The following is a 23,433-nucleotide window of genomic DNA, read 5'->3' as shown; positions in this document are numbered from 1 at the left end:
CACATCACCAGCAGCGCAAACCAGAGTGGCGACATCAGATAGCCCACGGCGCCATGGAACATGTGAAAGCGCGAGATCGGGCGGAAGCCGCGCGAGCCCAGCAGTTTCAAATGCTGCAGGTTGCCCTGGCACCAGCGCCTGTCGCGCAGGACATAGTCGATCAGCGTGGGGGGCGTTTCTTCGTACGAGCCGCGGATGCGCGGCAGGAACCGCACCGTCCATCCGGCCCGCCGCAACAGGCCCGCCTCGACGAAATCGTGGCTCATGATCAGCCGTTCGCCGCCGCCCAGGGCGCGGAGCTTGGGCAGTCCCGCGCAACTGGCGAAAGCTTCGGTGCGGATGATGGCGTTGTGGCCCCAATAGTTGCCTTCCTGCCCGCACCAGCGCGACAGTCCCTCGGCAAACGCCACGCCATAGACACCGTTGGCGAATTGCTGCATCCGGGCAAAGACCGACTGTGCGCCGATCAGTTGCGGAAAGCTCTGGATCAGGCCGGCACCGGGGTCGCGCGCCAGCGCATCGGTGAGCCGCGCGATGGCCCGGCCCGTCATCAGGCTGTCGGCGTCGAGAACCAGCATGGCATCCCACGCGCCGCCCCAGCGGCTGACCCAATCGGCGATGTTGCCGACCTTGCGGTCGGTGTTTTGTTCGCGCCGGCGGTAGTAGAGTTCCAGATCGGGCGCGAGTGTCGTGCGCAGCGCCTCGATGCTGGCCTGTTCCTGCGCCGCGATCGTGTCGTCGCGGGTGTCCGACAGGATGAACATGGCGTAGCGGTGCGCGCCTCCGCGCGCCCGAAGTTCCTCGAGCATGGACCGCGCGTTGCCCAGTACATACCACGGCGTTTCGTTGTAGACCGGCATCAGCAGGGCGACGTTCAGGGGCTGCGGCCTGCCCTGCCGTCCGGGCCGGGCCTGCCGGGACAGCGAGACCATGCCCAGGATCACGGTGCTGACCGTGAAGGTGATCCAGAAGAAGTTGAACGAGATCAAGGCCAGAAGGATGGCTTCGAGCGCGCTGATCCCCTCTTCCGAAAACCAGTCCTGCATGACCCAAAGCAGCACCAGCGTCGCCGCCATCGCGGGGGAAAACGCCAGCGCCCGCCACAGCGCGATGGAACGGGCGGGCCGTTCCTCGGGTGCCTTGGAGTCTCGGAATTCGCAGCCGAAATCCTGCGCCGGCATCGGCAGCGGGGCCTCTGGCGGCATGATATGCAGATTGCGCGTCACGCGGTCCACCTGTAGAGCCAGACTTCGGAGGCCGGTTCGCCACCCCTGCGCAACTGCGCCCGCAACTCGACGTGATCGCGGTCGCCCGGTTCAAAGGAAAAGGCCAGGCGGGCACCTTTGGTCTCGGGGTTGCGCTCGAGGATGGGCGGTGCGAGTTCCACATGCGGCGACTGGACGAAGACTTCGAGGGTCTCGAGCTCCTCGAACAAGTCGCTGGCTTCGAAATCGATCACAACCAATCGGCCCGAACCAAAGGTCTTGTCGCCCATTGCGGTGTCGATCACGCGCGGCATGGCGGTGCGCTGCGGTTCCTCGCCCCAGATCAGCCGATAGGACAGATCGACCTGACTGCCCGGCCCATAGGGGTCGGCCGGGCGCCAATAGGCCACGATGTTGTCGTAGATTTCCTGATCCGCCGGAATCTCGACCAGGGCGACCGTGCCCTTGCCCCATTCGCCCTTGGGCTCGACCCACAGGCCCGGCCGCTTGTGGTAGTTCGCTTCGAGATCGGCAAAATCCGAAAACTCCCGTGCCCGCTGCATCAGGCCGAACCCGCGCGGGTTCGTGTCCACGAAGGAGGACACCTGCAGGGTCTTGGGATTGGCCAGCGGGCGCCAGAGCACCTCTCCCGCACCGTTGCGCATCATCAGCCCGTTGCTGTCGTGGACGGCGGGGCGGAAATCGTCGAACCGCGCGCGGTTGGTCCGGTCGTAGAGGAACATCGAAGTCAGGGGCGCGATCCCCACATGCGACAGCTCCTCGCGCGGGAAGAGGGTTGCGTCGACTTCCATCACACAGTCCGGACCGGGGGTGATGTCGAACCGGTAGGCGCCGGTCACGCTGGGGCTGTCCATCAGGGCGTGCACGATCATGTTGCGCTGACCGGGTGCGGGCCGTTCCAGCCAGAACCGGATGAATTCGGGGAATTCCTCGCCATCCGGATCGGCCGTCTTGAGCGCCAGACCGCGGGCCGACAGGCCGTAGACCTCGTGCAGTCCGATCGCCCGGAAATAGCTTGCGCCCTGAAAGACGCAGAATTCGTCGGTCTTGCCGGGCCGATGCATTTCGGTGCGCAGGCGCAGGCCCGAAAAGCCCAGCGAGTCATCGACCGGCAGTTGCGGAACCTCGTCGGACTTGTCGAACATCGAGAGGTCGAACGCCACGGGCGTCGCCATGCCTTCCTCGACCGCATGGACCTTGACGGCGCGCGGGAAATACAGACCCGGCGCAAAGAAATCGACGCTGTAGGGCGTTTCCGTGCCGTACCACAGACCCTTTTCGATGCGGAACCGGATCGACCGGTACTGTTCGTAGGTCAGTTCGCGCCACGCTTTGGGAACGGAGGCGCGTTCGACATAGGGCCGGCTGGCCAGATCGCGGGCCTCGGCGACGACGAGGCCGTGATCGAAGGGCACGGCTGCTCCGGTCGCAAAGGCTGCGGGCGCCAGGGCGAAAGCGGATGTTGATGCGAGGAATGCGCGGCGTGTCAGAATCATTTCTTGGACTTCCACGGATGCGACTTGAACCAGGCGGCCACATAGGCCACGGCGATGATCATGGCAAAGCCAATCATGTTGAGCAGGAACACACTGGCGAAATCCCGCCCGATCTGATCCATCGCGACGCCGATAAGCCGTGCCGCCGCCATGGAAAACACGAAGACTGCCAGCGATTGCTGACCGACCTTGGAGATGACCGCCAGCAGGAACCGCCAGACGTGCGCGCCGAGGCTTTCACCGGTCGCGACCAGCCGCGAACCCCTGTCCCCGGCGATGACCCAGCCGAGATAGGCCAAAGACAGGAAATGCAGGTAGCGAAAGAGGCCAAACTCGGTCTTGTCGCGGAATTCGGCGGTCAAAGGCCAGACCTTGCGGATCTGATCGGCAAGGTCGCTGTTCCAGGCATCCACCCACATGAAGACCTTCCACGATCCGAACGGGGCCGAAAGGATCAGAAACAGCGCGCAGACCCAGATCAGCGCCTTCGAGACCGGAGGCGCCGGAAGCCAGCCGCGCATGAAGGCGAAGCCGGTGAAGAACAGCAATTGCCAGCCGAAGGGATTGAAGAACCACTGCCGGTTTGACCACGGCTCGGCCGGCAGGGCCAGCACCCCGGTCTGCGCGACCAGCCAGATGCCTGCCGAGGCCGCGATGACCGCCCAGACCCCGACGCGGCACAGGCCCATCATCAGGGGCATCATCGCCAGAACCACCAGATACATGGGCAGGATGTCGAAATAGTTCGGCACGTAGGTCAGGGTGAACAATCCGACGATCTGCGGCATCGGATCGTTGAAGAAGTGCTGCAGGTTCAGGGACTCGACGTAGTTCTTTTCGAAGTGTCCGGACAGATCCAGGGCCGCCAGGCTCATCGCGACGAAGAAGAACAGGCCGATATGCGCCCAATAGACCTGCCAGGTGCGGAACCCGACCCTGGCGGTGCCCAGCCACCACCCCCGGTTCACGAAGGCGCCGCCGAATGCGATGGCCGAGGCCATGCCCGAGCAGAACACGAAGATTTCCGTTGCGTCCGAAAAGCCGAACCGCGCCGGAATCCAGTTCGCCCAGGGATCGTTCGGGATATGGGCGATCAGGATGATGAACATCGCGATGCCGCGATAGAAATCCAGGCGCGGATCGCGTGCGCCGGTTTGCGCCGCGGTGCGGGCGACGGCCGGAGCAAAGTCGGTAGCGGGCGAGACGGTCGCCATGCGTGGTCTGTCCTTTCGGGTCTTGTTATTCGGCGGGGACGCTTTGCGCGTCTTCTCCGCCCCGCGCCGCAGCGATCAGGGCGCGGCGGGCGAGGGCATAATTGTCCTCACCTCCCGCGCGTTTGGCGCGGCGGTCGTCAAGGATGCGTTCGACCGCGTCCAGCCTGCCGGCACGCAGCCCCGCATCGATGGTAAGCCGTTCGAAGACGTCGCGCTGGGCGTGCGATCCGCCCGCAAGCTGCATCGTCTCGCGCACGGTGGCGAGGTGATCGAAGGCGGTGCCGTATCGGGCGTTGCCGAAAGCCTCCAAACCGCGCGCCGCGGCAAGGCCGGGGTCGGCCATGCGACGGGTGGTGTCGTCATTCGCCAGCTTTGCATCTCGATGGATCCGCTGAAGCATCTTCGAGATTGCCTCATCACGATTATCGCCAGTCAAAGCAAGCAGATAATGCAGGTCGGCGAAGATCAGGCAACCATCCTCGGTCCGTGCGGCGCTCAGATCGGCCAATTCTTGCCAACGGTCGCCCACATCGACCCCCTCCAGCTCCAGCCGGCTCAGCAGCGAGGTCGCATTCGAGATGTCGCGGTAGTCGTCGGTGCGGTCCTTGCGGATTTCGGTGTCATACAGATCGAGAACCTGATCGATCTGCCCAAGATCGAGATGCATCAGCGCCTTGTGCCACCAGACGTGATAGCGGAAGTTGTTGCAATGCGCCCAGGCCGCCTCGCGCCCGGCCAGCCATTCCAGGCCCTGCGCGGCGTTGCCGGTCATGTCGTGCACATGCGCGACGGCATGCAGGCCCCAGGCATCGTCCGAGACCATCCACAGCGCCTGCCGGCCCGCGATCTCGGCCTTTTCATAAGCGCCGGTTTCCTCGAGCGCGAAGGAATGGCAGCCCAGCAGGTAGCCGCGCCCGGGATGGTCGGGCGCATAGGCTGGCATGATCCGTTCGATCGAGCGGCGCATGCCCTGCGGATCGCCCAGAACGAAGCTGGTCGCATGGCTGAGTTTCATGGCCAGCGTGTCCTGGGGATGGCTGCGCAGGACCGTTTCGAATTTCTGGATGGATCGGGATGGATGCCCTGCCAGCCAGTGCCGCAACGCCTCCACATAGTGGCGTTCGCGATCCGAAACCGGCTGCGCCGCCATGGCGGTTTCGGCCGCGGCCAGCGCCTCGGCGGCGACCGGGACGAGTTCCCGGCGCCCCAAAAGCAGCAGAAACAGCCCCTTGACCGCGTGTCCCAGCGCAAAATCCGGCTCAAGTTCCAGCACCCGTGCCAGATGCTGCGGCGTGATCGCCGCATGGGCCATGAACCCCAGCAGAACGCCGTTCCACGCCTCGACGCCGTCCGCGTGGTTCAGGCTGTTCATCTGTCCGAAAACGTCTTCTTTCATACCAAGGTCCAATCCGTGTGCATGCCAAAGCTGATCCTGCCTTAGCAAACTGTACGGGAGCGCCGTACCAGTATCGACGCCGCTCGCGAATTGGTGAAAGCGCGTGTGCGGGTTTCGCGAAAAAAACCGCCGATTCAACGGCATGTTTCAGCAAACCACCGCTTACGGTCAGTTCAGTGTTTCAGTCTCCGAACGGGTCTTCGGCCTGCACCACGCTGTCGGTGTCAGCGCCGAATACCGGCGGCGGTCGGCGGTAGGAGACCGGGGTCCGGGACAGTTTGAGCGGGTTGCCGATGAGGCTGACCTTGCCGGGTTGGGCCTGCATCTCGATCCGCATCTGCCGCGCGGCGACCTGATCCGAGGCAAAGACCTGATCCAGCGTCCGGACGGGGCCGACCGGAACCTTGATCGCATCCAGGCCTTCGATGATCTCGCGTGTGCGCCGCGATTTCAGCGCCGGCCGCAGAACCGCATTGAGCGCATCCCGATGTTCCAGCCGCGCCGGGTTGGTCGCAAAGCGCGGATCGTCGGGCAGGGCATCCAGACCGGCGAACCCGCAGAACCGGCGGAACTGGCTGTCATTGCCGACCGCCAGGATCACATGCCCGTCCGCCGTCTCGTAAACGTCGTAGGGCACGATGTTGGGGTGTCCGTTGCCCCGCCGCTGCGGCACCTGCCCGGATGTCAGATAGTTCACGCCTTCGTTGATCAGCCACGCGACCTGCGCATCGACCAGAGCGATGTCGATATGCTGGCCCTCGCCGGTCCGATCCCGGTGGTGCAGAGCCGCCAGAATGCCCACCGCGGCATACATGCCGCACATGACGTCGGCGATACCGACGCCGACTTTCATGGGCGCCCCGTCCGGCTCGCCGGTGAGCGACATGATGCCCCCGTACCCCTGGGCCATCAGGTCATAGCCCGGCTTGGCCGAATTCGGGCCGGTCTGCCCGTAGCCGGAGATCGAGCAATAGATGAGGCCGGGCAGATCCTTGGACAAGGTTGCATAATCAAGGCCGTGTTTCGCCAGACCGCCGGGCTTGAAGTTCTCGACCAGCATGTCCGCGTGTCCCGCGAGCCGACGGATCGTCGCCTGTCCTTCGGGTGTCGCGATGTCCACGGCCACCGATTTCTTGTTGCGGTTGGAGGACATGAAATAGGCGCTCAGATCGGAGGGGTTGCCCTGCGCATCCAGGACAAACGGCGGTCCCCATTGTCGCGTGTCGTCGCCGCCGGTGGCCGGGTTTTCGATCTTGATGACGCTCGCGCCCAGATCGCCCAGCAGCTGCGTACAGGTCGGGCCGGCCAGAATCCGGGTGAGATCCAGAACCTTGACGCCCTTGAGCGGTCCGTCAGATGCGGCCATCATATCCTCCGCGGTCGATTTCGGCGGCGATGACGGTGAAGCGGTCGGCCCGCATCGCGTCTTCGAGCGCCGTCCGCAATTCGGCCCGGTTGCGTACGGTATGGCCGTACCCGCCAAAGGCGCGGCCCATCGCCGCAAAGTCGTGGTGGCCGAAATCCACGCCCCGGTTCGCCATCTGCCGTCCGCGCTGCTTCAACTCGATCAGGGCGAGGCTTGCATCCACGAAGACCAGGAAGATCGGGTTGCCGCCCAGTTCCCGCGCGGTCGAAAGCTCGCCCGCCACCATCAGGAACCCGGCATCCCCCGAGAAACTGATCACCGGCCGCTCGGGCGCGGCCAGCTTCAGGCCGATTGCCATCGGGATTGCGCAGCCCATCGTGCACAGGGCCGACGACTGGATCAGGCCACGCGGTTCCGTACAGCGCCACATCTGCGACAGCAGGATCCGGTGCGCGCCGCTGTCCGCGGTGGCCAGCGTATCGGCGGGCAGAACCGCCCGCGCCTCGTCGATCACCGCCGCCGGTCCCCATTCGTCATCGGCCGGAAAGGCCCGGGCGAGCGCCGCCCTGGCCGTATCCGGTTCGCCGCCGGTCCAGGTGTCGCGCGCCGAATTTCCCTTGGCGATGGCCTCCAGCGTCGCCGCGGTGTCGGCGACGATGTTCAGCCCGGCCTGGTGCATGTAGTGATCGTTGACCGCCGCCGAAATGTCGATGACCCGTTGCCGATGCGGATCCCAAACCTCGCGCCAGCCCGTTCGCATCTCGATCGGGTCGTAGCCTATGCACAGGATCAGGTCGGACCGTTCAACCAGCGGCAGCAGATGCGTGTCTGCCAATGGTGAAAGGCCCGCACCGCCAAGACATAGCGGATGATCCTCGGGCAGGATGCCCTTGGCCGTGTAGGTCGTGACGAAGGGGATGCGGAAATGTTCCAGAAACGCCTGAAGCACGGGTTTCGAGCCGTCCGACAGCACGTCCAGCCCGATCACGGCCAGAGGGCGCTCGGCCTCGGCCACCCAGCGACGGGCCTTTTCCAGGCAGGTGCCCTCGGGCGCCACCGGCGCGGCGGGCCTGAGGCGGCGCGGCGCGGGGGCGGGCACACGGGTATCCGCGACCGAGATCGGAACGTCGATATGCACGGGGCCGGGGCGCGGCTGGGTTGCCAGCGACACCGCCTTGTCCGCGACGATGTCCGCGCCCTTGGCGGTCATCCGGAACGTGCCCTTCGTGATGGCGCGGAAGACCCGGCCATGGTCGATGACCTGATGGGTATAGGTCAGCGCCTCATCCTCATCGACGCAGCCCGTCAGAACGATCATCGGCACGCGATCCTGAAAGGCATTGGCGACCACGTTGACGCCGTTCATCGCGCCCGGGCCGAGCGTCGCCACGAGGATCGCGGGCGCTCCGTCGCGGTGATGCACGCCTTCGGCCATGAAGCCTGCCGCATTCTCGTGCTTGGCCAGGTGAAAGGAAATCCCAACTTCTTCCAGCGCATCGACCAGGGTGAGCACCTCGCCGCCGGGCATGCCGAAGGCGTGGCGGCACCCCGCCTCGTGCAGCCGCTGCGCCAGAAGGTCCGCAGCGCGGGGCATCTTTGCCTGCATGAGTAACGCTCCGTATCGATTCCGGTCTGCAGATTGCGGAGCCCGCGCGCAGGCGCAAGCGGTTTCACGTCAGTGTGACTGGTTTGAAGCCATATCCGCGACCGCGTGGAATTTTTCGTCCAGTTCCTGTGCAATCTCGGCCAGCACATCGCCGCCTTCATCCGCATAAGGCGCAAAGACGAAACTCGGCGTCTTGTAGGACAGCGTCGCCGTGCCGTCCGCGTTCTCGGTGACGTAGAACCGGATCGGGGCCTCGATCATGGCCGCAGTCGAGGTTTCCAGGACGCGCACCGCGTAATCGTTGTTGAAGGCGCCGATGACGCGGTTGCCGGGAATGGTGATACCGCGAGCGGCCGCGGCCTTGGTCGGTCCAGCCTGCGTGACGACGATCAAGCCATTCGCCTGAACGGCCGCGACCACATCCGAGACCAGATCATCGAAGGATTTGGCGGTCCGATGGACCGCCCAACCGTCGCGCGGTTCAACATCGCCGGCCAGAGCGGGCAGGGCCATGATGCAGAGTGCAGGCCAGACCAGTTTCATCTATCGCGGTTCCGGTTCGCAGTGCTTTCGACCTTGATGGCAGATTTTGCGCTGTCCGGGGGTCACAATCCCGTGCCCTGCCGTCAAATCGGCGCTTGCGCCACGTTCGCGGAAACCGCACAAACGGGCGGAACGGAGAAAGGGCAGGGGATGGGCGCCTCGCACAATCGCGTGTCGATTTGTTCCAGTTGCTCGGGCATGCGCGACCGCGATGCCGAGCGGCAGGCGGTTTCCGCCGCCTTGGTCCATGCCGGAATAGCGGATCGGATCGAGGTTGCCGAACACGCATGTTTCTCCGGTTGCGAGCAGCCGGTTGCCATCGCGTTGCAAGGGCCGGGAATGGCGTCCTACGTGTTCGCCGGTCTCGATCCGATTGCCGACGCCCGGGACATCGCGGCGACCTGCCGGGCCTATCTGGACAGCCCCAAGGGCTGGATCGAAGACGCCCGGCCATGCGGGCGGCTTCGCTTGTGCCTCAGGGCCCGCCTGCCGGCGCTTCAGTCCACTTGAACCGTCAGCGACGCGCGGACCGGAACGTCGTCCACGGCCAGCGGGCTGTGGCTGTTGGTGTTGAGCGAAACTTCGATCACCACATCGCCCTTGGGCAGGTCCGGAATGTGCATCCAGTCGGCATAGAGGCGCGCGATCTTGGTGCCGTTGACATAGACATGGGCGTGGCCTTCGCCCGGCCTGTCCGGGGCCGAGGCGTTTTCGGGCGCGAACCGAAAATTCCGTGGCTGGACATGCAGGTTCCAGCCCGACATGGGGTCTTTCAGCAGTTCGATCTTGACCGCCGGGGCGTCGGCACCGGCGGGCAGGTTCACCGTCTTGGAATGGTCGTGGGCGGCGGCCTCGGTATGGTGGGCCGGACCGCCGTGCTGCGATGGGTCGGAATGGTCGTGGCCGTCGAACGTGACACCGTTGGCCGCTGCGAGCACGAAACCGGCGCCGCCGCCAAAAACCAGTCCAATCGCGAAAAGCGCGAGTGAGCGGGACATGTCTTTCCTTCTTGAATGGCTCCCGCCGGCACGAGCCGGCAGGAGAACTCGGGCCGGATCAGGCGCTGGCTTGTGCGCGTTTGCCCTCGGACTGCCAGAAATGACCGGCGAAGGTGCCGAGCAAGACCCAGGCGGCCATCCCCACGCCAAAGGCACGGGCGGCGAACAAGGCGCCGATCTCGGTCGGGACGGGACCGGCGAAACTGTCCGGCTCGGGCGCGCCGATCAGGTGCGGTGCCATCAGCAGCACAGCGGCGATCAGATAGCTGATCAGGTTTCCGCCGAATGCGATCAGCCATATCGCGACGGCGGCTGCGACCACGGTCGCGGCCCACCAGATCTGACGTGCAACGATATCGGCGGCTGCGACGCCTGGAACCTCGGGGGCAAGCGACAGACCGGGCGCAAAGTGAACGGCGACAAAGCCCGCCAGTCCCCACAGGACGCCGTTGCGCGCGGTGACGGGGTGGCCCATGCGCTCGGCCATCGACATGAGCGCGACCAGAACCAGCGCGTAGCCGGTATAGATCAGCATGGTGAAGACGATGCTCAGCCCGTCACGCACCGCGTCGAATCCGGGTAGTTCGGGATGCGCCGACACGGCTTCACCGCCGAAATGCACCAACTCGCCGGATTCATAAAGCTCGGCATGAAGCAGGACGGGCTGCACGAACACGAGCTGCAGCACGGCGGCAATCAGCCCCGCTGCAGCACCAGCGAACAACGCGCTGGTCAGAATGCGACTGAACATGGGTCAGTGGCAGGGAAAGCCGGTTGCGTGGCGCACATCATGAGCGGCGTCATGCAGGGCCGAAGCCTGAACATGGCCGGTCAGGGTGATGATCCCCAGACCCAGAACAACGGCAAACAGAGCCGGAAAAAAGGCGGAACCTGCAGCAGATGCCTTGAGCGTTTTGGTCGTCATTTCTTGTCCTCCTGAGCCGCCGCACCCGACGGCCGGTCGTTTCGTTTCCTGTCTGGCAGGTCTCCTGGCTCGCGGGTCAGTGCCTCTGTTCGCCTTCCCCCCGGCATGAACCGGGAGTGGCTGGTTGAACAGGGGCTCGCCGCTTACAGTCGCGGGGGCGGCTTCGGCTTGGAGCGCGGATGCGCGCGCACCGAATTCCCTCTTAGCATCCGGATTGCTCCGGCAGGACCAGACCCGTTCATTTAGCCGCGATGCATCTGCGGACGCAATTGCGATTTGCGACCTTTTCGGTCAATTTCCGCGCTTTTTCAGCAAATATATGTCCATGATCCAGCCATGCTCGTCGCGCGCCCTCGCGCGCGTTTTCAGGATGTCCGCCGCCACGTCCGACAAGCGGCCGCGGATCAGAAGTTCCTGCGGCATCCCCACATAGGCGCCCCACCAGATGTCGAATTGCTCCATCTCGAGGCATTGGAACGAGCACTCGCCATCCAGCATGACGGCCACCTTCCGCTGGTTTTCCGGCCAGCCTTCTTCGCGGATGCGCCGCCCGGTCGTGACGAGGTAGGGCGCACCGATTTCGTTGATCGGAATCGCATGCGCCGCCGTCAGCGCCTGAAGCGCGGTGATGCCGGGGATCACGCGGGTTTGCGGCTGCGGGTCCAGGCGCGCGGCGATTCGCAGGCTGCTGTCATAGAGCGACGGGTCGCCCCAGATCAGCAGGGCCACCTGGCTTGCCCGCGGATGGGCGGCGATCGCCGCCTGCCAGCGCTGCGCTATGGCGTCGTGCCATTCGTCCACGCCGCGAAGATATCCGTCCTCGGACCGGCGCTGCGGGATGTCGAAATATGCGATCTGCGGCCGAGTTTCGACCACCTGCGCGATGATCTGTTCGCGCAGCTCGGCCAAGTCCTCCTTGTCCGCGCCCTTGCGGGGAATCAGGATCAGGTCAGCGTCGCGAATCGCGCGGGCGCCCTGAAAGGTCACGTGATCCGGGTTGCCCGTGCCGATACCGACAAGGTTCAACTGATACATGTCATGACTCCGCCAGCGGACCATAGAGGATCAGGGCCGGCGCCGTGCCCGGTTCCGACTTCAGCCGCGCCGCCAGGGCTTTGACGGTCGTCCGTTCCAGCTTTTGCTCCGGTGTCGAGACAGATTCTGCCATCAGCGCCGGAGTGTCAGGCGGCAGGCCGTGCCGGCACAGCGCCTCGGCCAGCAGCGGAAAGGTGCGCTTTCCCATGAAGATGATCGTGGTCGCCCCGGCATCGGCCAGAGCGGACCAGTTCAGATCCTCGGGCAGCTTCCCGCTGACATCGTGGCCGGTGACGAATTGCACCCTCCGCGCGGTCAGCCTGCGGGTCAGGGGGATGCCCGCCGCGGCGGCGGCCGCATTGGCCGAGGGGACGCCCGGGATGATCTCATGGTCGATCCCCGCCTGGCGCAGGGCCACAAGTTCCTCTTCCAGCCGTCCGAACAACCCGCCGTCGCCCGATTTCAGCCGCACCACTCGTGCGCCCGTCTGCGCGTACTCCACCAGCAGCCGGCTGACATGGTCCTGTTTGGGCGACGGGCGGCCTGCACGCTTGCCGACACCCACCAGGTCGGCATCGGCGCGTGCATGGGTCAGGATCGGGCCGCTGCTCAGGTCGTCGAACAGAACCGCATCCGCCTTTTGCAGCCGGTCCACCGCCTTGAGGGTCAGCAGTTCCGGATCGCCCGGACCGGAGCCGACGAACGAAACGAACCCGCTCATGCCGATGCCTCCGCGATCAGGTGAAAGAAGGTGCCGGATACGTTTCCGCGCACCGAGCCGGTTTCGGCCACGTCCGCACCCTCGGCGTCTTCGACGCGGGCCAGGGGCGCGTCGGGTTGCTCCAGAATGGTCGAGTAGTGAAACTCGTGACCGCGCAGCGTGGCGCCCGCGGCAAAGCCCGGCATGGGCGCGCGCAAATGCGCCTTGCGATATCCAAGGTGGAACTTGCGCTTTTCGTAGGATGTCACGAGGCCCAGCAGCCCCGCCATCCGGTGTCGGACGCCGTCCTTGTCGATCAGCGCCTCGCCCAGCGCCATGTAGCCTCCGCATTCGCCATGGACCGGCCTGGATGCGGCGTGCTTCCGCAAGCCGTCGCGGAAGGTTTCGGCGGCTGCGAGTTTGCCGGCATGAAGCTCGGGATATCCGCCCGGCAACCAGACCAGGTCGGCATCCGCGGCCGGGGCTTCGTCTGCCAGCGGCGAGAACGGCAGGATTTCCGCGCCCGCGTCGCGCCAGCCTTGCACCAGATGGGGATAGGTGAACGAAAACGCCGCGTCCCGCGCCAGAGCGATCCGCTGGGCCGGGGGGCGCGGCAGCGCGGCCGACGAAGGCCCCTTCGGGCTTGAGGAGGCCGCCGCCCGGATCGCGCCGAGATTCACATGTTCGCGCAGAAACGCCGCATAGCCGGCAATGGCGCTCTCCAGATCTGGGTGTTCCACCGCCTGGATCAGGCCCAGATGCCGCTCGGGAAGGGTCAGATCGCCCCGGCGGGGCAGCACGCCCAGCACGGGCAGCCCCGCCCGCTCCATGCCCAGCCGGGTCAGCCGCTCATGACGCGGGCTGGCGCAGCGATTGAGGATCACGCCTGCGAAGGGCAGATCGGAATCGTACATCCGGAACCCCAGCGCCGTCGCCGCCGCCGATTGCGCCTGACCGCCGACATCCAGAACCAGAACCACCGGCCAACCCATGCGCCGCGCGGTTTCCGCGCTGGACCCGTGCCCCGTCTCGCCGGGTTTCGCCACACCGTCGAACAGCCCCATCGAGCCTTCGGCAATGATCAGATCCGCGCCCTCCGAACGCGCCGAAATCGCGCTCAAAAGCGGGTCGCTCATGGCCCAGCTGTCGAGATTGTAGGATGGGCGGCGCGCCGCGGCGAGATGAAAGGCGGGATCGATGTAGTCCGGTCCGCTCTTGAACGGCTGCACCGCCAGCCCGTCTTCGGCGAAAGCCCTGAGCAGCCCCAGCATGACGGTGGTCTTGCCGGTGCCGGATGACGGCGCGGAAACCAGAATGCCCGGAGCGTCAGTCATCGCCGTGGCTCCAGCTGGACCACGGGCTGTCGGCGCTCTGCGGCCGATAGCGGCGGTCGTAAGTCGAGGAATAGAGGCAGCTTTCCTCGAAACCTTCCGCGGCCAGCGCCGGGCCGACCAGGATCAGCGCGGTGCGCGTGATGTCGTCGTCCAGAGCTTCCTTGAGCGTCGCCAGAGTGGCACGGACGATCCGCTCGTCCGGCCAGCTTGCGCGGTAGACCACGGCTACCGGGCAGTCGGCGCCGTAATGCGGTTTCAGGTCGGCAATCACCCTGTCCAGATTGCCGATCGACAGGTGGATGGCCAATGTCGCGCCGGTGCGCGCGAAGTTCTCCAATGTTTCTCCGTCCGGCATGGACGAGGCGCGGCCCGGCGTGCGGGTCAGCACCACCGATTGCGCAAGACCGGGCAGGGTCAGTTCCGCTCCCAGCGCCGCCGCCGCCGCGGCAAAGGACGGCACCCCAGGCGTCACGCTGAACGGTATTCTCTCGGCCTTCAGCCGCCGGATCTGTTCGCCCATCGCGGACCACACCGACAGGTCGCCGGAATGCAGCCGCGCGACATCATGACCTGCTTCATGTGCCGACTTCATCTCGGCGATGATCTGGTCGAGGTCCATCGGCGCGGTGTTCACGATCCTTGCGCCTTGGGGACAGTGGCTCAGGATCTCTTCGGGCACCAGCGATCCGGCATAAAGGCAGACGGAGCAGGTGGCGATCAGATCGCGTCCGCGCAGGGTCAGCAGATCGGCGGCACCCGGTCCGGCGCCGATGAAATGAACGGTCATGTCTGTCCTCCGATGGCGACCGCGCAGGTGGCAAGCCGGTCGTCCGAGATCTGTCTGGGTGAAAGCAGCCGCGCGCCGGGTCCGGCGGCGGCAAGGGCGGATGCCTCGGCCACGCTGCCGGTGCCATGGGTGGCGCGGCTGCGAGGCGAGCAGGTAAGCGTGCGCTGCCCGGCCAGATCGGCCGGGTTCACGAAATGCAGGGGCAGGGCGCAGGCGGCGGCGAACGCGGCCAGCGCCGGGTGGCCGTTCTTGTCGGCGGCGGTGGCCAGCGCATCCACCGCGTGCCCAGCGGTGGCGCGGTCGAACGCGGCCCGCAGGCTGGCGCAGGTCGCGCCCGAGGAAAACCCAAGCCCGGCCACGATCATAGCGTCACGCTCCACTGCACCACCGGATAGGCCGACTTCCAGCCGCGCCGCGGCCCCAGGGGCGCGGCATGGGCCAATTCGATCCGCAGCAACTCGCCCCCGCGCATCTCATGCCACCGCGCGAGCAGCGCCTCGCTTTCCAGTGTCACCGCATTGGCGACGAGCCGCGTGCCCCCGGGCAAATGCTCGTTGAGCCACTCCAGCAAAGTCTCGCTCAGCCCGCCGCCGATGAAAACCGCATCCGGCGCCGCCTGGCCCTCCAGCGCCGCAGGCGCTTCGCCCTGGATGACCTCGAGCCGGTCCTGACCCAGCGCGTCGGCATTGCGGCGGATGCGGTCGGCGCGGTCCTTCAACGGTTCGATCGTGGTTGCGGTGAGCGTGGGATCGCACATCAGCCATTCGATGCTGATCGAACCGGTACCGCCGCCGATATCCCACAGATGCTCGCCACGCTGCGGAGCCAGGGCCGACAAGGTCAACGCCCGGATCGGGCGCTTGGTGATCTGCCCGTCGGACTCGAAGATCGTGTCCGGTTTGCCCGAGGCTTTCGGGATCGCCGACCCCCGCCCCGCAATCTCCAGCCCGACGCAGATCGGGTGTTCGAACGAACCAAGCAAAGCCTCGGTCAGAGACATCTTCTGAGTATGCTCGCGCGGTCCGCCAAGTGCCTGCAGAACATGCAGCGCGGTGTCGGCAAATCCCGTGTCGTTCAGGTAGGTTGCCAGTTCCGCCACCGCGGCTCCGTCGCGCAGCAGGATGATCGCGCGCAATCCCTGCGCCAGATGCGGGCGCAGGCGTGTCAGGGGCGCGGCGTGAAGGCCAAAGGTCAGTGTCTGTTCCAGGGGCCAGGCCAGGCGGGCCGCGGCCAGTGAAAAGGTCGATTGACCGGGAATGGCTTTCCATTCCTCGGCCGCAAAATGGCGGGCGATGACCGATCCCGCGCCGAACCAGAACGGATCGCCCGAAGCCAGAACGACCACCCGCCGACCGCGCAGGCCCTGCAGAATCGGCAGGCCGTCGGAAAAAGGCACCGGCCATTCGATCCGCTCGGCGCCACTTTCGGGAACCAGCGCCAGGTGCCGGGGCGGCCCCATCACGACCTCGGCCCGCTCCAGCACCTGACGGCTTGCGGGCGGCAGGCCATCCGGTCCATCTTCACCCAGTCCCAGAACGGTCAGCCACGGAGCTTCAGCCATGCCCCACCTCCTGATTCTCGGCGGCACGACCGAGGCCAATGCGCTGGCCAAGGCCGTTGCGGATTGGGGGGTTGCAGCGACCTATTCCTATGCCGGCCGGGTCGATGCGCCGCGGCCGCAGCCGGTGCCGGTGCGCGTGGGCGGCTTCGGTGGGGTCGAAGGACTTGCGCGTTTCCTTCGGGTCCACGGCGTCAGTCACGTGGTGGACGCCACCCATCCCTTTGCCGCGCGGATGAGCGCCAACGCCGTTCGCGCCTGCGCGGATTGCGGCGTTCCGCTGGTCGCGCTGACGCGGCCCGCGTGGAGCGCGCAACCCGGCGATGCGTGGCAGCATGTGCCGGATGTGGCGGCCGCCGTCGCGGCATTGGACGGTCCGCCGCGCCGTGTCTTCCTTGCCGTGGGCCGGATGCACCTTCACGACTTCGCGGCCCAGCCCCAGCACGACTATCTGCTGCGCCTGGTGGACCCGCCCGATGGCGTGCCGCTGCCAAAGGCGCAGGTCGTGGTGTCGCGCGGGCCGTTCACGGTCGAGGGCGACAAGGCTCTGATGGCGCAGCACCGGATCGAACTGGTGGTGTCCAAGAACGCCGGGGGCACCGGTGCGCGGGCCAAGCTCGACGCGGCCCGTGCGCTGGGCGTTCCCGTGCTCATGATCGACCGGCCCGTTCTGCCGGACCGGACGGAACTGGCGCGCGTGGATCAGGTTCTGGACTGGCTGGCTCATTCCGGCACGAACCTCGGGGTATAGACGAACGGTGCGCCCTGTCTTTCGATCTGGCGGGTGCGCGACGATCCGACGATGACCACGGTTTGCATGTCGGCCATGTCGGGCGTGGCGTCCGCCAGCTTGGCTACGCGGATCGATTCGTCCGGCCGTGACACGGCGCGGGCGAACAGGATCAGGCGTTCTGGTTCGCATTCCTCACGCAGGATTTCCAGTGTTTTCGCAAATCCTTCGGGCCGGGATCTGGAACGCGGGTTGTAGAACGCCATGGCGAAATCCGCCTGTGCGGCAAGACGCAGGCGTTTTTCGATCAGTGCCCAGGGTTTGAGGTTGTCACTGAGGTTGATGGCGCAGAAATCGTGCCCCAGCGGAGCGCCTGCTCGGGCTGCAGCGGCCAGCATCGCCGTGATTCCCGGCAATACGTCGATCCTGACTTTGCGCCATTCGGCAGGGCCTTGCTCCAGCGCTTCGAACACGGCGGCGGCCATTGCAAACACCCCAGGATCTCCCGAGGACACCACAACCACCCGCTTGCCTTCGGCCGCCATCCGCAGCGCGTGTTGCGAGCGGTCGATCTCGACCCGGTTGTCGCTGGCGTGCAGGGTCAGGCCCTGCCGTTCGGCAACCCGCGCGACATAGGGGACATAACCCACAACATCGGTCGCCTCGGCCAGCGCGGCAGTGACTTCGGGCGTCACCAAGGCGTCGCTGCCCGGTCCTAACCCCGCGATCTTGACCCAGCCGCTCATGGCCGCCGCCCTTGTCCATGCACGAGGATGATCGAAAAATAGGGGGCGATCCGGTCACACGCCTCGGAAAGCCGGGTGACGGTCTGGTTCTCCATCTGTGCGTATTCCACGATCCAGGCCCGGTCATACAGCCCCGCGGTTTTCAACGCGCGTTTGACCTTCTCGAAGTTGCGGCCGATCTTCATCACCACCAGAGCGTCGGTTGCGGCCATGCGCTCGGCCAGCACCGCTTCGGGCAATGTGCCGACCAGCACGGTCAGGATGTCATCGCCCCAGGTGATCGGATCTCCGGTCGCGGTCCAGGCGCCGGACATCCCTGTGATCGCCGGAACCACTTCGATGGGCGCGCGGTCGCGCAGACGGGAATAGAGGTGCATGAACGACCCATAAAAGAACGGGTCGCCCTCGCACAGCACCACCACGTCCTCGCCCTGTTCCGCCAGGTCCTTCAGCCGTGCGGTGCAGGTTTCATAAAATTCGGCAAGCAAGGCGTTGTAGCGCGGATCGGTGACCGGGATTTCCGTCGTGACCGGGTATTCCATGGGAAGCTCGACCGCATCGGCGCGGATCATGCCATTGACGATCTTGCGTGCCTGCCCGGTGCGGCCGGGCTTGCGGAAATAGGCTACGTGTTTTGCACCGCGCAGCAGGCGGTCGGCCCGGACGCTCATCAGGTCGGGATCACCGGGGCCGAGGCCGACGCCGTATATCGTGCCCATGCTCATTCCGCCCGGCTTGCGATGGCGTTGATCGCGGCGACGGTGATGGCGCTACCGCCCAGGCGTCCCTTGACGATGCAACTGGGCACAGGCTGGGCCTCCCACAGGGCGTCCTTGGATTCGACCGCGCCGACAAAGCCCACCGGGCAGCCGATGATCGCGGCGGGTCGGGGACAATCGGGGTCTTCCAGCATGTTCAGCAGGTGAAACAGCGCCGTGGGCGCGTTGCCGATGGCCACCAGCGCGCCTTTCAGATGCGGGCGCCACAGCTCCAGCGCCGCGGCCGAGCGGGTGTTGCCCATCTTCTCGGCCAGCGGGCGCACGCGGTCGTCATGCAGGGTGCAGATGACCTGATTGTCGGCGGGCAGGCGGAAGCGGGTGACGCCTTCGGACACCATGCGCGCGTCGCACAGGATCGGCGCGCCGTTCTCCAGCGCGGCGCGGGCGGCGCGCACGAACCCGTCCGAGAAGTGGATGAACTCTTCCAGCCCGACCATTCCGGCGGCATGGATCATGCGGACGGCGACCTGCTCTTCATCTGGGTTGAAACGGGCCAGATCGGCCTCGGCCCGGATCATGGCGAAGGATTGCTTGTAGATCGCCGCGCCGTCGGTTTCGTACTCATAGGGCATCAGGTCAGGTCCATGGTCTTCAGTGTTTCGGGGTCCAGCCCGCGCTCAAGGGGCTCATCCTCCGCGCGGCCGTGCTTTACAAGATCAAATCGCCCGTCGCGGCCCACCAGCGTCAGGTCGGCCGCGCCCATGCGCGCGCAGCCTTTTGCGCAGCCCGAGACATGCAGGCTGCCGGACACGCGCGGGGCCAGCGCGCGGGCGATGGCGCGGGTCTCGACCTGCGCCTGCGGGCAGAACGGCGCGCCGGGGCAGGCGTCGGTGGTCAGAAGAGGGTCGGCGCCGTCCGTCACGAAGGCCGGGGCCGGGATCGCCGCCCCGCCTTCCAGCAGGAACAGCCGCCAAGGCGTGACGCGCAGGGCCGCGGCGCCCGAGGCCATGACCAGCGCGCGCAACTCGGCAGCGGGCAGTTGCCCGAAGGCCGCGCCGTAGATCGGGCCGGTTTCGCTGTTGCCGGGTTGTAGCGTGGGTGCCGTGGGGCCGGGGGCGTGACCCTGCCATTCCTCGGGCAGGTCATGCACCGCGATCAGGCGGGCTATGCGGCGGGTGTCGGAAGTGAAGCGTTCGGCGAACCACTGGGCCAGGTCGATCACGCGGTCGATCGCCGCATCCTCGGTCACCAAACGGCCGGTCTCGGCCCCGTCGGCGCGCAGGATCAGGCCCGAAGCTCCCCGCTCCAGTCGGATATCGGCCGAGTCCCCGGCCAGCAGCCGCGCCTCGCCGGTATCCACCGCAAAGCCGAACTTGGCGGGCAGGGCGGGCAGATCGCCCAGCCGGTCGATCAATGCCTGCGTCAGGCGCGCGGTCAGGTCGCCCGGTTGGTACAGCGGTGACACAAGAATGTTGCGCCGGGTTTCGATGCCCGGCTCGGCATCCAACAGGTTCAGCGCCGACAACTCGGCCAGCAGTGGCTGGTGATCGTCTTCGGCCACGCCGCGCAATTGCAGGTTGGCGCGGTTGGTCAGGTCGATGGTGCCGTTGCCGAAGCGCAGGGCCAGATCGCAAAGCCCCAGCGTCTGCGCGGCGCTCAGCCGGGCCAGACGCGGACGCACCCGTACCACCAACCCGTCGCCGGACATCATCGGGCGATGCGCGCCGGGGCACCAGCCCTGAACGACCGGGGCGCTCATCCCAACCCCTCCAGATCGGCGCGGATCGAGTTGCGGCGGGTGTTCCACAGCCCGGCCTCGTAGAGCGCGTGGAACCGGTCCTGCATGGCCTGGTGGGCCTGCGGGTTGGCCTGCTGCAGAAACGCGTCCACCTCGGGGTCGCCCAGGGTCGCATCGTGATAGAGGTCGAACAGATGCGGGGCGACGCTGCCTGACAAATGCGCGAAAGACGCCATGTGATCCAGCGTCGCCGCGATCTCGGCCGCGCCGCGGAAGCCGTGGCGCTGCATCCCGGCGATCCAGTCGGGATTGGCGGCGCGCGCATGGACCACGCGGCTGATTTCCTCGGGCAGGGTGCGGGCGCGGGGCGTTTCGGGGCGGGTGTTGTCAAGGTGGTACAGCTGCGCCTGCCCACCGGTCAGCTTTTTGGCGGCGGCAAAGCCGGCCTCGTGCGTGGCATAGTCATTTGCCAGCAGCAGATCGGTCTCGACCAAATCCTGTAGGTGCACGAAACTGTCGGCCTGCGCCACGCGCCGGGTGATCCCGTCGGGATCGTGGGAGATGTGCTCACCCTGGAACGCAAAGGCGCTGGCGTCCAGCCAGGCCTGACCGGCCTGCGCGCGGGCCTCGTCGGTATAGGTCTCAGGCAGATGGCCCATGCCCAGCCCATAGCTGCCGGGCGCCGGGCCATAGACCCGTGCGGCGGGCGGCTGGCCCGCATAGGGGTTCCAGTCGGGCGCCTCGTCGCGCTCCGACAGCGCCCGGACCGCCTGTCCGAACAGGGCCGACAGGGTCGGGAACACGTCGCGGAACAGGCCCGAGACACGCAGGGTCACGTCGAGCCGCGGGCGCTCCAGATCGGTGATCGGCAGAACCTCGATCCCGCTCACGCGCTCCGACCCCGGATCCCAGACCGGTTTGACGCCCAGCAGATGCAGGGCCATGGCGAATTCCTCGCCCGCCGTGCGCATCGTGGCCGAGCCCCACAGATCAACGATCAGGCCTTTGGGGTAATCGCCCTCCTCCTGCAGGTGGCGGCGCACAAGCTCTTCGGCCAGTTTCACGCCCTGCGCATGGGCCGCGCGGGTGGGGACAGAGCGCGGATCGGTGGTGAACAGGTTGCGCCCCGTGGGCAGAACGTCGGTGCGCCCGCGATAGGGCGAGCCGGATGGGCCGGCCTCGATCCGTTTTCCCGCCAGAGCATCCAGCAGGGCGGTGCGTTCGGCCTGTGCCGAAGCGGTGGTGTCGAAATTGCCCGCCACCTGCGGCGCGCGGCCAAAGACATGCAGCCCGTCGCCGAACTGGCTTTCCTTGATGTCGCAGACGAAGCGGTCGATGCGGGTGATGGCCTCGGCGGTGCTGGTGGCCTGATCCAGCCCCAGATCGGCCTCGAGCCCGATGGCCTGCGCCTCGTCACGGATATCGGCCTGCAGCCGGTCGCGCCGCTTGGGGTCCAGCCCGTCGGCGTTCGAGAACTCGTCCAGCAGCGATTCCAGCCGCACCATGCGGTCGGGCGTGCTGCTCTGTTTCATCGGCGGGGGGATGTGGCCGAGCGTGACCGCCCCGATGCGGCGCTTGGCCTGCGCGGCCTCGCCCGGGTCGTTCACGATGAACGGGTAGATCACCGGCAGATCGCCGATCAGCGCCTCGGGCCAGCACTCGGCCGACAGGGCCACCGATTTGCCCGGCAGCCATTCCAGCGTTCCGTGGGCGCCGATGTGAATCAGCGCATCCGCGCCCAACCCGTGGCGCAGCCACAGGTAGAAGGCCACATAGCCATGGCGGGGCGTGCGCGACAGGTCGTGATATTCGTCATCGCGCAGTTCCGGCGTGCCGCGTTCGGGCTGCAGCGCCACCAGCGCCTTGCCGCGCCGCAGGGCAGTGAAGTGGAAGGCCCCATCCGCGCAGGTCGGGTCGTCCTCGGGCGCACCCCAGACGGTGTCCAGATAGGCGCGCAGCGACTCGGGCAGTTGCGCCAGGGCCGCTTTGTAAGCTTCGACCGGCCATGAAATCCGCGCGTCCAGCAACGTTTCGGAAATCGGTTCGGCGGGCGCGGTGTCATACCCCGCGTCCTGCAGGTCGGACAGGATCGCCTCGGCCGAGGCCAGCGCGTCCAGACCCACCGCATGGGCCATCTGCCAGTCCTTGCCTGGATAGGTGGACAGGACCAGCGCGGGCACCTGCTGGGTCTTCGGTTTCTCGGCCAGGTCTACCCAGGCCATCGCTCGGTCGACGATGGCGGCGATCCGGTCCGGCTCGGGGCGGTGGGCGAAACGGGAAAACTCAAGGTGCGGGTCGCGCTTGCCCGGTTCCTTGAACGAGGCGACACCGGCCGAGATGCGCCCGTCCACCTCGGGCAACACCACATGCATGGCCAGATCAGCGGGCGACAGGCCGCGTTCCGCCTCGGCCCAGGCCTTGCGGCGCGAAGTGGCCAGCGCGACCTGGAACACCGGCACGCCCACCACGTCCAAGGGCGAGGTGCCCGACGCGCCCTTGCCCGAAAACGAGGTGGCGTTGATGATCGCCGAGGGCGCCATCGCGGGGATATTCTCGGCCAGCCACTCAGCCGCCGCAGGCGCCTTGAGCGAGGGTGCGAACAGCCCCACCGCCTGATGACCCCGCGCGCGGATTTCCCGGATCAGGGCCGCGACCGGTGCGGTATCGGCCGAGGTCAGGTAGGCGCGGTAGAAGGTCACGATGATGCGCCGGCCTTCGCCTGCGAACGCGCCCTCGGGCGCGATCACGCCGCGATCCGGGCACCACGCGCCGCAGTCGGGCAGGGTCTTGGCCCCCATCACCGGCCCGGCATAGAGCCCCGCCGCCAGCGCCATCTGCGCCAGTGCGGCCTGGGCCGCGACCTCGCCGCCGGTGTCGCACAGATGTGCCAGCCGCCGCAGGGTCGAGACCGGCAGGGTCGAATAATCGTCCAGCCGCGTATCCTCGCGCCCGTCGGCGGGCAGCACCGCCAGCGCGATGCTCTTGGCCTGCGCCAGCGCCAGAACCTGCTGCAACCCGTAGGACCAGTAGGGCACGCCGCCAATCAGCCGGATCAGGATGCCCTTGGCGCCCTCGAGCGTCTGTTCGACATATGTATCGACCGACAGCGGATGTTTCAGCGCGGTCAGGTTGGCCAGCCGCAACGAGGGCATCCGCCCCTCGGGCCCGCTGCCGCGATGCCAGCCAGCCGCGAAAGCACCCAGATCGCTGTCCGAAAAGGACAGCACCACCAGATCCGCCGGGCTCTGGCCCAGATCGGTCGGGGTCTCGGTTTCTTCGAGCCCGTGGCTTTCGCGGAAGACGACGTGCATCGGTG

23 protein-coding genes and 1 riboswitch are annotated in these 23,433 nt (G+C 66.6%); of the genes, 2 read left to right on the top strand and 21 right to left on the bottom strand.

Going from position 1 to position 23,433, the window contains the following annotated elements; all coding sequences use genetic code 11:
• The 7 genes from mdoH to AC2FNJ_RS10875 form a co-directional block, all read right to left on the bottom strand.
• On the bottom strand, positions 1–1,205 hold a 1,205-nt coding region (gene mdoH / locus AC2FNJ_RS10905; protein WP_496764260.1), incomplete at its 3' end, for a glucans biosynthesis glucosyltransferase MdoH.
• Between the two features lie 17 nt (positions 1,206–1,222).
• Positions 1,223–2,722: a glucan biosynthesis protein G gene (locus AC2FNJ_RS10900; protein WP_496764257.1), complete on the bottom strand. Its 1,500-nt coding sequence runs from the start codon at positions 2,720–2,722 to the stop codon at positions 1,223–1,225.
• Positions 2,719–3,936, bottom strand: a complete 1,218-nt coding sequence (locus AC2FNJ_RS10895; RefSeq protein WP_496764256.1) for an OpgC family protein — start codon at positions 3,934–3,936, stop codon at positions 2,719–2,721. The genes AC2FNJ_RS10900 and AC2FNJ_RS10895 overlap by 4 nt, the downstream gene beginning before the upstream one ends.
• 25 nt (positions 3,937–3,961) lie before the next feature.
• Positions 3,962–5,332: a tetratricopeptide repeat protein gene (locus tag AC2FNJ_RS10890; protein WP_496764255.1), complete on the bottom strand. Its 1,371-nt coding sequence runs from the start codon at positions 5,330–5,332 to the stop codon at positions 3,962–3,964.
• Positions 5,333–5,513: 181 nt separating this feature from the next.
• Positions 5,514–6,698, bottom strand: a complete 1,185-nt coding sequence (locus AC2FNJ_RS10885) for a CaiB/BaiF CoA transferase family protein (protein ID WP_496764254.1) — start codon at positions 6,696–6,698, stop codon at positions 5,514–5,516.
• Complete coding sequence (locus AC2FNJ_RS10880; protein WP_496764253.1) at positions 6,685–8,304, bottom strand: thiamine pyrophosphate-binding protein; 1,620 nt, start codon at positions 8,302–8,304, stop codon at positions 6,685–6,687. The genes AC2FNJ_RS10885 and AC2FNJ_RS10880 overlap by 14 nt, the downstream gene beginning before the upstream one ends.
• 69 nt (positions 8,305–8,373) lie before the next feature.
• Positions 8,374–8,847 carry a DUF302 domain-containing protein gene (locus AC2FNJ_RS10875; RefSeq protein WP_496764252.1) on the bottom strand — a complete coding sequence of 158 codons (474 nt, stop codon included), beginning with the start codon at positions 8,845–8,847 and terminating at the stop codon, positions 8,374–8,376.
• Positions 8,848–8,997: 150 nt separating this feature from the next.
• On the opposite strand from AC2FNJ_RS10875, the gene AC2FNJ_RS10870 reads away from it, so the two are divergent.
• Positions 8,998–9,357, top strand: coding sequence for a DUF1636 family protein (locus AC2FNJ_RS10870; protein ID WP_496764251.1), 360 nt, complete (start codon positions 8,998–9,000; stop codon positions 9,355–9,357).
• Here the strand turns inward: AC2FNJ_RS10870 and AC2FNJ_RS10865 are convergent.
• The 9 genes from AC2FNJ_RS10865 to cbiE form a co-directional block, all read right to left on the bottom strand.
• Positions 9,345–9,845: a hypothetical protein gene (locus AC2FNJ_RS10865; protein WP_496764250.1), complete on the bottom strand. Its 501-nt coding sequence runs from the start codon at positions 9,843–9,845 to the stop codon at positions 9,345–9,347. The genes AC2FNJ_RS10870 and AC2FNJ_RS10865 overlap by 13 nt on opposite strands.
• A gap of 58 nt (positions 9,846–9,903) precedes the next feature.
• Positions 9,904–10,596 carry a CbtA family protein gene (locus AC2FNJ_RS10860; RefSeq protein WP_496764249.1) on the bottom strand — a complete coding sequence of 231 codons (693 nt, stop codon included), beginning with the start codon at positions 10,594–10,596 and terminating at the stop codon, positions 9,904–9,906.
• A gap of 3 nt (positions 10,597–10,599) precedes the next feature.
• Positions 10,600–10,770: a CbtB domain-containing protein gene (locus AC2FNJ_RS10855; protein WP_496764248.1), complete on the bottom strand. Its 171-nt coding sequence runs from the start codon at positions 10,768–10,770 to the stop codon at positions 10,600–10,602.
• A gap of 37 nt (positions 10,771–10,807) precedes the next feature.
• Positions 10,808–11,018, bottom strand: a riboswitch (cobalamin riboswitch).
• A 43-nt stretch (positions 11,019–11,061) separates the two neighbouring features.
• Positions 11,062–11,805 carry a precorrin-6A synthase (deacetylating) gene (cobF, locus tag AC2FNJ_RS10850; RefSeq protein WP_496764247.1) on the bottom strand — a complete coding sequence of 248 codons (744 nt, stop codon included), beginning with the start codon at positions 11,803–11,805 and terminating at the stop codon, positions 11,062–11,064.
• Position 11,806: 1 nt separating this feature from the next.
• On the bottom strand, positions 11,807–12,526 hold the full coding sequence (cobA, locus tag AC2FNJ_RS10845; protein ID WP_496764246.1) for a uroporphyrinogen-III C-methyltransferase: 720 nt from the start codon (positions 12,524–12,526) through the stop codon (positions 11,807–11,809).
• Positions 12,523–13,839, bottom strand: a complete 1,317-nt coding sequence (locus tag AC2FNJ_RS10840) for a cobyrinic acid a,c-diamide synthase CobB (protein WP_496764245.1) — start codon at positions 13,837–13,839, stop codon at positions 12,523–12,525. The genes cobA and AC2FNJ_RS10840 overlap by 4 nt, the downstream gene beginning before the upstream one ends.
• On the bottom strand, positions 13,832–14,626 hold the full coding sequence (cobM, locus tag AC2FNJ_RS10835) for a precorrin-4 C(11)-methyltransferase (protein WP_496764244.1): 795 nt from the start codon (positions 14,624–14,626) through the stop codon (positions 13,832–13,834). Before cobM ends, AC2FNJ_RS10840 begins: the two co-directional genes overlap by 8 nt.
• A complete protein-coding gene (locus AC2FNJ_RS10830) occupies positions 14,623–14,991 on the bottom strand; it encodes a cobalamin biosynthesis protein (protein ID WP_496764259.1) in 369 nt (122 codons plus the stop codon). Before AC2FNJ_RS10830 ends, cobM begins: the two co-directional genes overlap by 4 nt.
• On the bottom strand, positions 14,988–16,187 hold the full coding sequence (gene cbiE / locus AC2FNJ_RS10825) for a precorrin-6y C5,15-methyltransferase (decarboxylating) subunit CbiE (RefSeq protein WP_496764243.1): 1,200 nt from the start codon (positions 16,185–16,187) through the stop codon (positions 14,988–14,990). Before cbiE ends, AC2FNJ_RS10830 begins: the two co-directional genes overlap by 4 nt.
• On the opposite strand from cbiE, the gene AC2FNJ_RS10820 reads away from it, so the two are divergent.
• On the top strand, positions 16,186–16,935 hold the full coding sequence (locus AC2FNJ_RS10820) for a cobalt-precorrin-6A reductase (protein WP_496764242.1): 750 nt from the start codon (positions 16,186–16,188) through the stop codon (positions 16,933–16,935). The two genes, cbiE and AC2FNJ_RS10820, sit on opposite strands and share 2 nt — an antisense overlap.
• Here the strand turns inward: AC2FNJ_RS10820 and cobJ are convergent.
• From cobJ to cobN, 5 genes are read right to left on the bottom strand one after another with little or no spacing between them, the layout of a single operon-like run.
• Complete coding sequence (gene cobJ, locus AC2FNJ_RS10815) at positions 16,908–17,660, bottom strand: precorrin-3B C(17)-methyltransferase (RefSeq protein WP_496764241.1); 753 nt, start codon at positions 17,658–17,660, stop codon at positions 16,908–16,910. The two genes, AC2FNJ_RS10820 and cobJ, sit on opposite strands and share 28 nt — an antisense overlap.
• Positions 17,657–18,385 (bottom strand): precorrin-2 C(20)-methyltransferase, encoded by a 729-nt coding sequence (locus tag AC2FNJ_RS10810; protein WP_496764240.1) that lies wholly within the window; start codon positions 18,383–18,385, stop codon positions 17,657–17,659. Before AC2FNJ_RS10810 ends, cobJ begins: the two co-directional genes overlap by 4 nt.
• Positions 18,382–19,011, bottom strand: a complete 630-nt coding sequence (locus tag AC2FNJ_RS10805) for a precorrin-8X methylmutase (RefSeq protein ID WP_496764239.1) — start codon at positions 19,009–19,011, stop codon at positions 18,382–18,384. Before AC2FNJ_RS10805 ends, AC2FNJ_RS10810 begins: the two co-directional genes overlap by 4 nt.
• Positions 19,011–20,138 (bottom strand): ferredoxin-like domain-containing protein, encoded by a 1,128-nt coding sequence (locus AC2FNJ_RS10800; protein ID WP_496764238.1) that lies wholly within the window; start codon positions 20,136–20,138, stop codon positions 19,011–19,013. Before AC2FNJ_RS10800 ends, AC2FNJ_RS10805 begins: the two co-directional genes overlap by 1 nt.
• Positions 20,135–23,428, bottom strand: coding sequence for a cobaltochelatase subunit CobN (gene cobN / locus AC2FNJ_RS10795; protein ID WP_496764237.1), 3,294 nt, complete (start codon positions 23,426–23,428; stop codon positions 20,135–20,137). The genes AC2FNJ_RS10800 and cobN overlap by 4 nt, the downstream gene beginning before the upstream one ends.
• Positions 23,429–23,433: the final 5 nt, after the last annotated feature.

The sequence above is a fragment of the Ruegeria sp. BHSB196 genome, assembly GCF_059613135.1.
The sequence above is the reverse complement of the archived record's forward strand: the minus strand, read 5'-3'. Positions and strand labels throughout refer to the sequence as shown.

Excerpts from the sequence above, each read along its gene's own strand:
- AC2FNJ_RS10900 (WP_496764257.1), bottom strand. The coding sequence starts at position 2,722 with ATGATTCTGACACGCCGCGCATTCCTCGCATCAACATCCGCTTTCGCC.
- AC2FNJ_RS10895 (WP_496764256.1), bottom strand. The coding sequence starts at position 3,936 with ATGGCGACCGTCTCGCCCGCTACCGACTTTGCTCCGGCCGTCGCCCGC.
- AC2FNJ_RS10890 (WP_496764255.1), bottom strand. The coding sequence starts at position 5,332 with ATGAAAGAAGACGTTTTCGGACAGATGAACAGCCTGAACCACGCGGAC.
- AC2FNJ_RS10885 (WP_496764254.1), bottom strand. The coding sequence starts at position 6,698 with ATGGCCGCATCTGACGGACCGCTCAAGGGCGTCAAGGTTCTGGATCTC.
- AC2FNJ_RS10880 (WP_496764253.1), bottom strand. The coding sequence starts at position 8,304 with ATGCAGGCAAAGATGCCCCGCGCTGCGGACCTTCTGGCGCAGCGGCTG.
- AC2FNJ_RS10875 (WP_496764252.1), bottom strand. The coding sequence starts at position 8,847 with ATGAAACTGGTCTGGCCTGCACTCTGCATCATGGCCCTGCCCGCTCTG.
- AC2FNJ_RS10870 (WP_496764251.1), top strand. The coding sequence starts at position 8,998 with ATGGGCGCCTCGCACAATCGCGTGTCGATTTGTTCCAGTTGCTCGGGC.
- AC2FNJ_RS10865 (WP_496764250.1), bottom strand. The coding sequence starts at position 9,845 with ATGTCCCGCTCACTCGCGCTTTTCGCGATTGGACTGGTTTTTGGCGGC.
- AC2FNJ_RS10860 (WP_496764249.1), bottom strand. The coding sequence starts at position 10,596 with ATGTTCAGTCGCATTCTGACCAGCGCGTTGTTCGCTGGTGCTGCAGCG.
- AC2FNJ_RS10855 (WP_496764248.1), bottom strand. The coding sequence starts at position 10,770 with ATGACGACCAAAACGCTCAAGGCATCTGCTGCAGGTTCCGCCTTTTTT.
- cobF (WP_496764247.1), bottom strand. The coding sequence starts at position 11,805 with ATGTATCAGTTGAACCTTGTCGGTATCGGCACGGGCAACCCGGATCAC.
- cobA (WP_496764246.1), bottom strand. The coding sequence starts at position 12,526 with ATGAGCGGGTTCGTTTCGTTCGTCGGCTCCGGTCCGGGCGATCCGGAA.
- AC2FNJ_RS10840 (WP_496764245.1), bottom strand. The coding sequence starts at position 13,839 with ATGACTGACGCTCCGGGCATTCTGGTTTCCGCGCCGTCATCCGGCACC.
- cobM (WP_496764244.1), bottom strand. The coding sequence starts at position 14,626 with ATGACCGTTCATTTCATCGGCGCCGGACCGGGTGCCGCCGATCTGCTG.
- AC2FNJ_RS10830 (WP_496764259.1), bottom strand. The coding sequence starts at position 14,991 with ATGATCGTGGCCGGGCTTGGGTTTTCCTCGGGCGCGACCTGCGCCAGC.
- AC2FNJ_RS10820 (WP_496764242.1), top strand. The coding sequence starts at position 16,186 with ATGCCCCACCTCCTGATTCTCGGCGGCACGACCGAGGCCAATGCGCTG.
- cbiE (WP_496764243.1), bottom strand. The coding sequence starts at position 16,187 with ATGGCTGAAGCTCCGTGGCTGACCGTTCTGGGACTGGGTGAAGATGGA.
- cobJ (WP_496764241.1), bottom strand. The coding sequence starts at position 17,660 with ATGAGCGGCTGGGTCAAGATCGCGGGGTTAGGACCGGGCAGCGACGCC.
- AC2FNJ_RS10810 (WP_496764240.1), bottom strand. The coding sequence starts at position 18,385 with ATGAGCATGGGCACGATATACGGCGTCGGCCTCGGCCCCGGTGATCCC.
- AC2FNJ_RS10805 (WP_496764239.1), bottom strand. The coding sequence starts at position 19,011 with ATGCCCTATGAGTACGAAACCGACGGCGCGGCGATCTACAAGCAATCC.
- AC2FNJ_RS10800 (WP_496764238.1), bottom strand. The coding sequence starts at position 20,138 with ATGAGCGCCCCGGTCGTTCAGGGCTGGTGCCCCGGCGCGCATCGCCCG.
- cobN (WP_496764237.1), bottom strand. The coding sequence starts at position 23,428 with ATGCACGTCGTCTTCCGCGAAAGCCACGGGCTCGAAGAAACCGAGACC.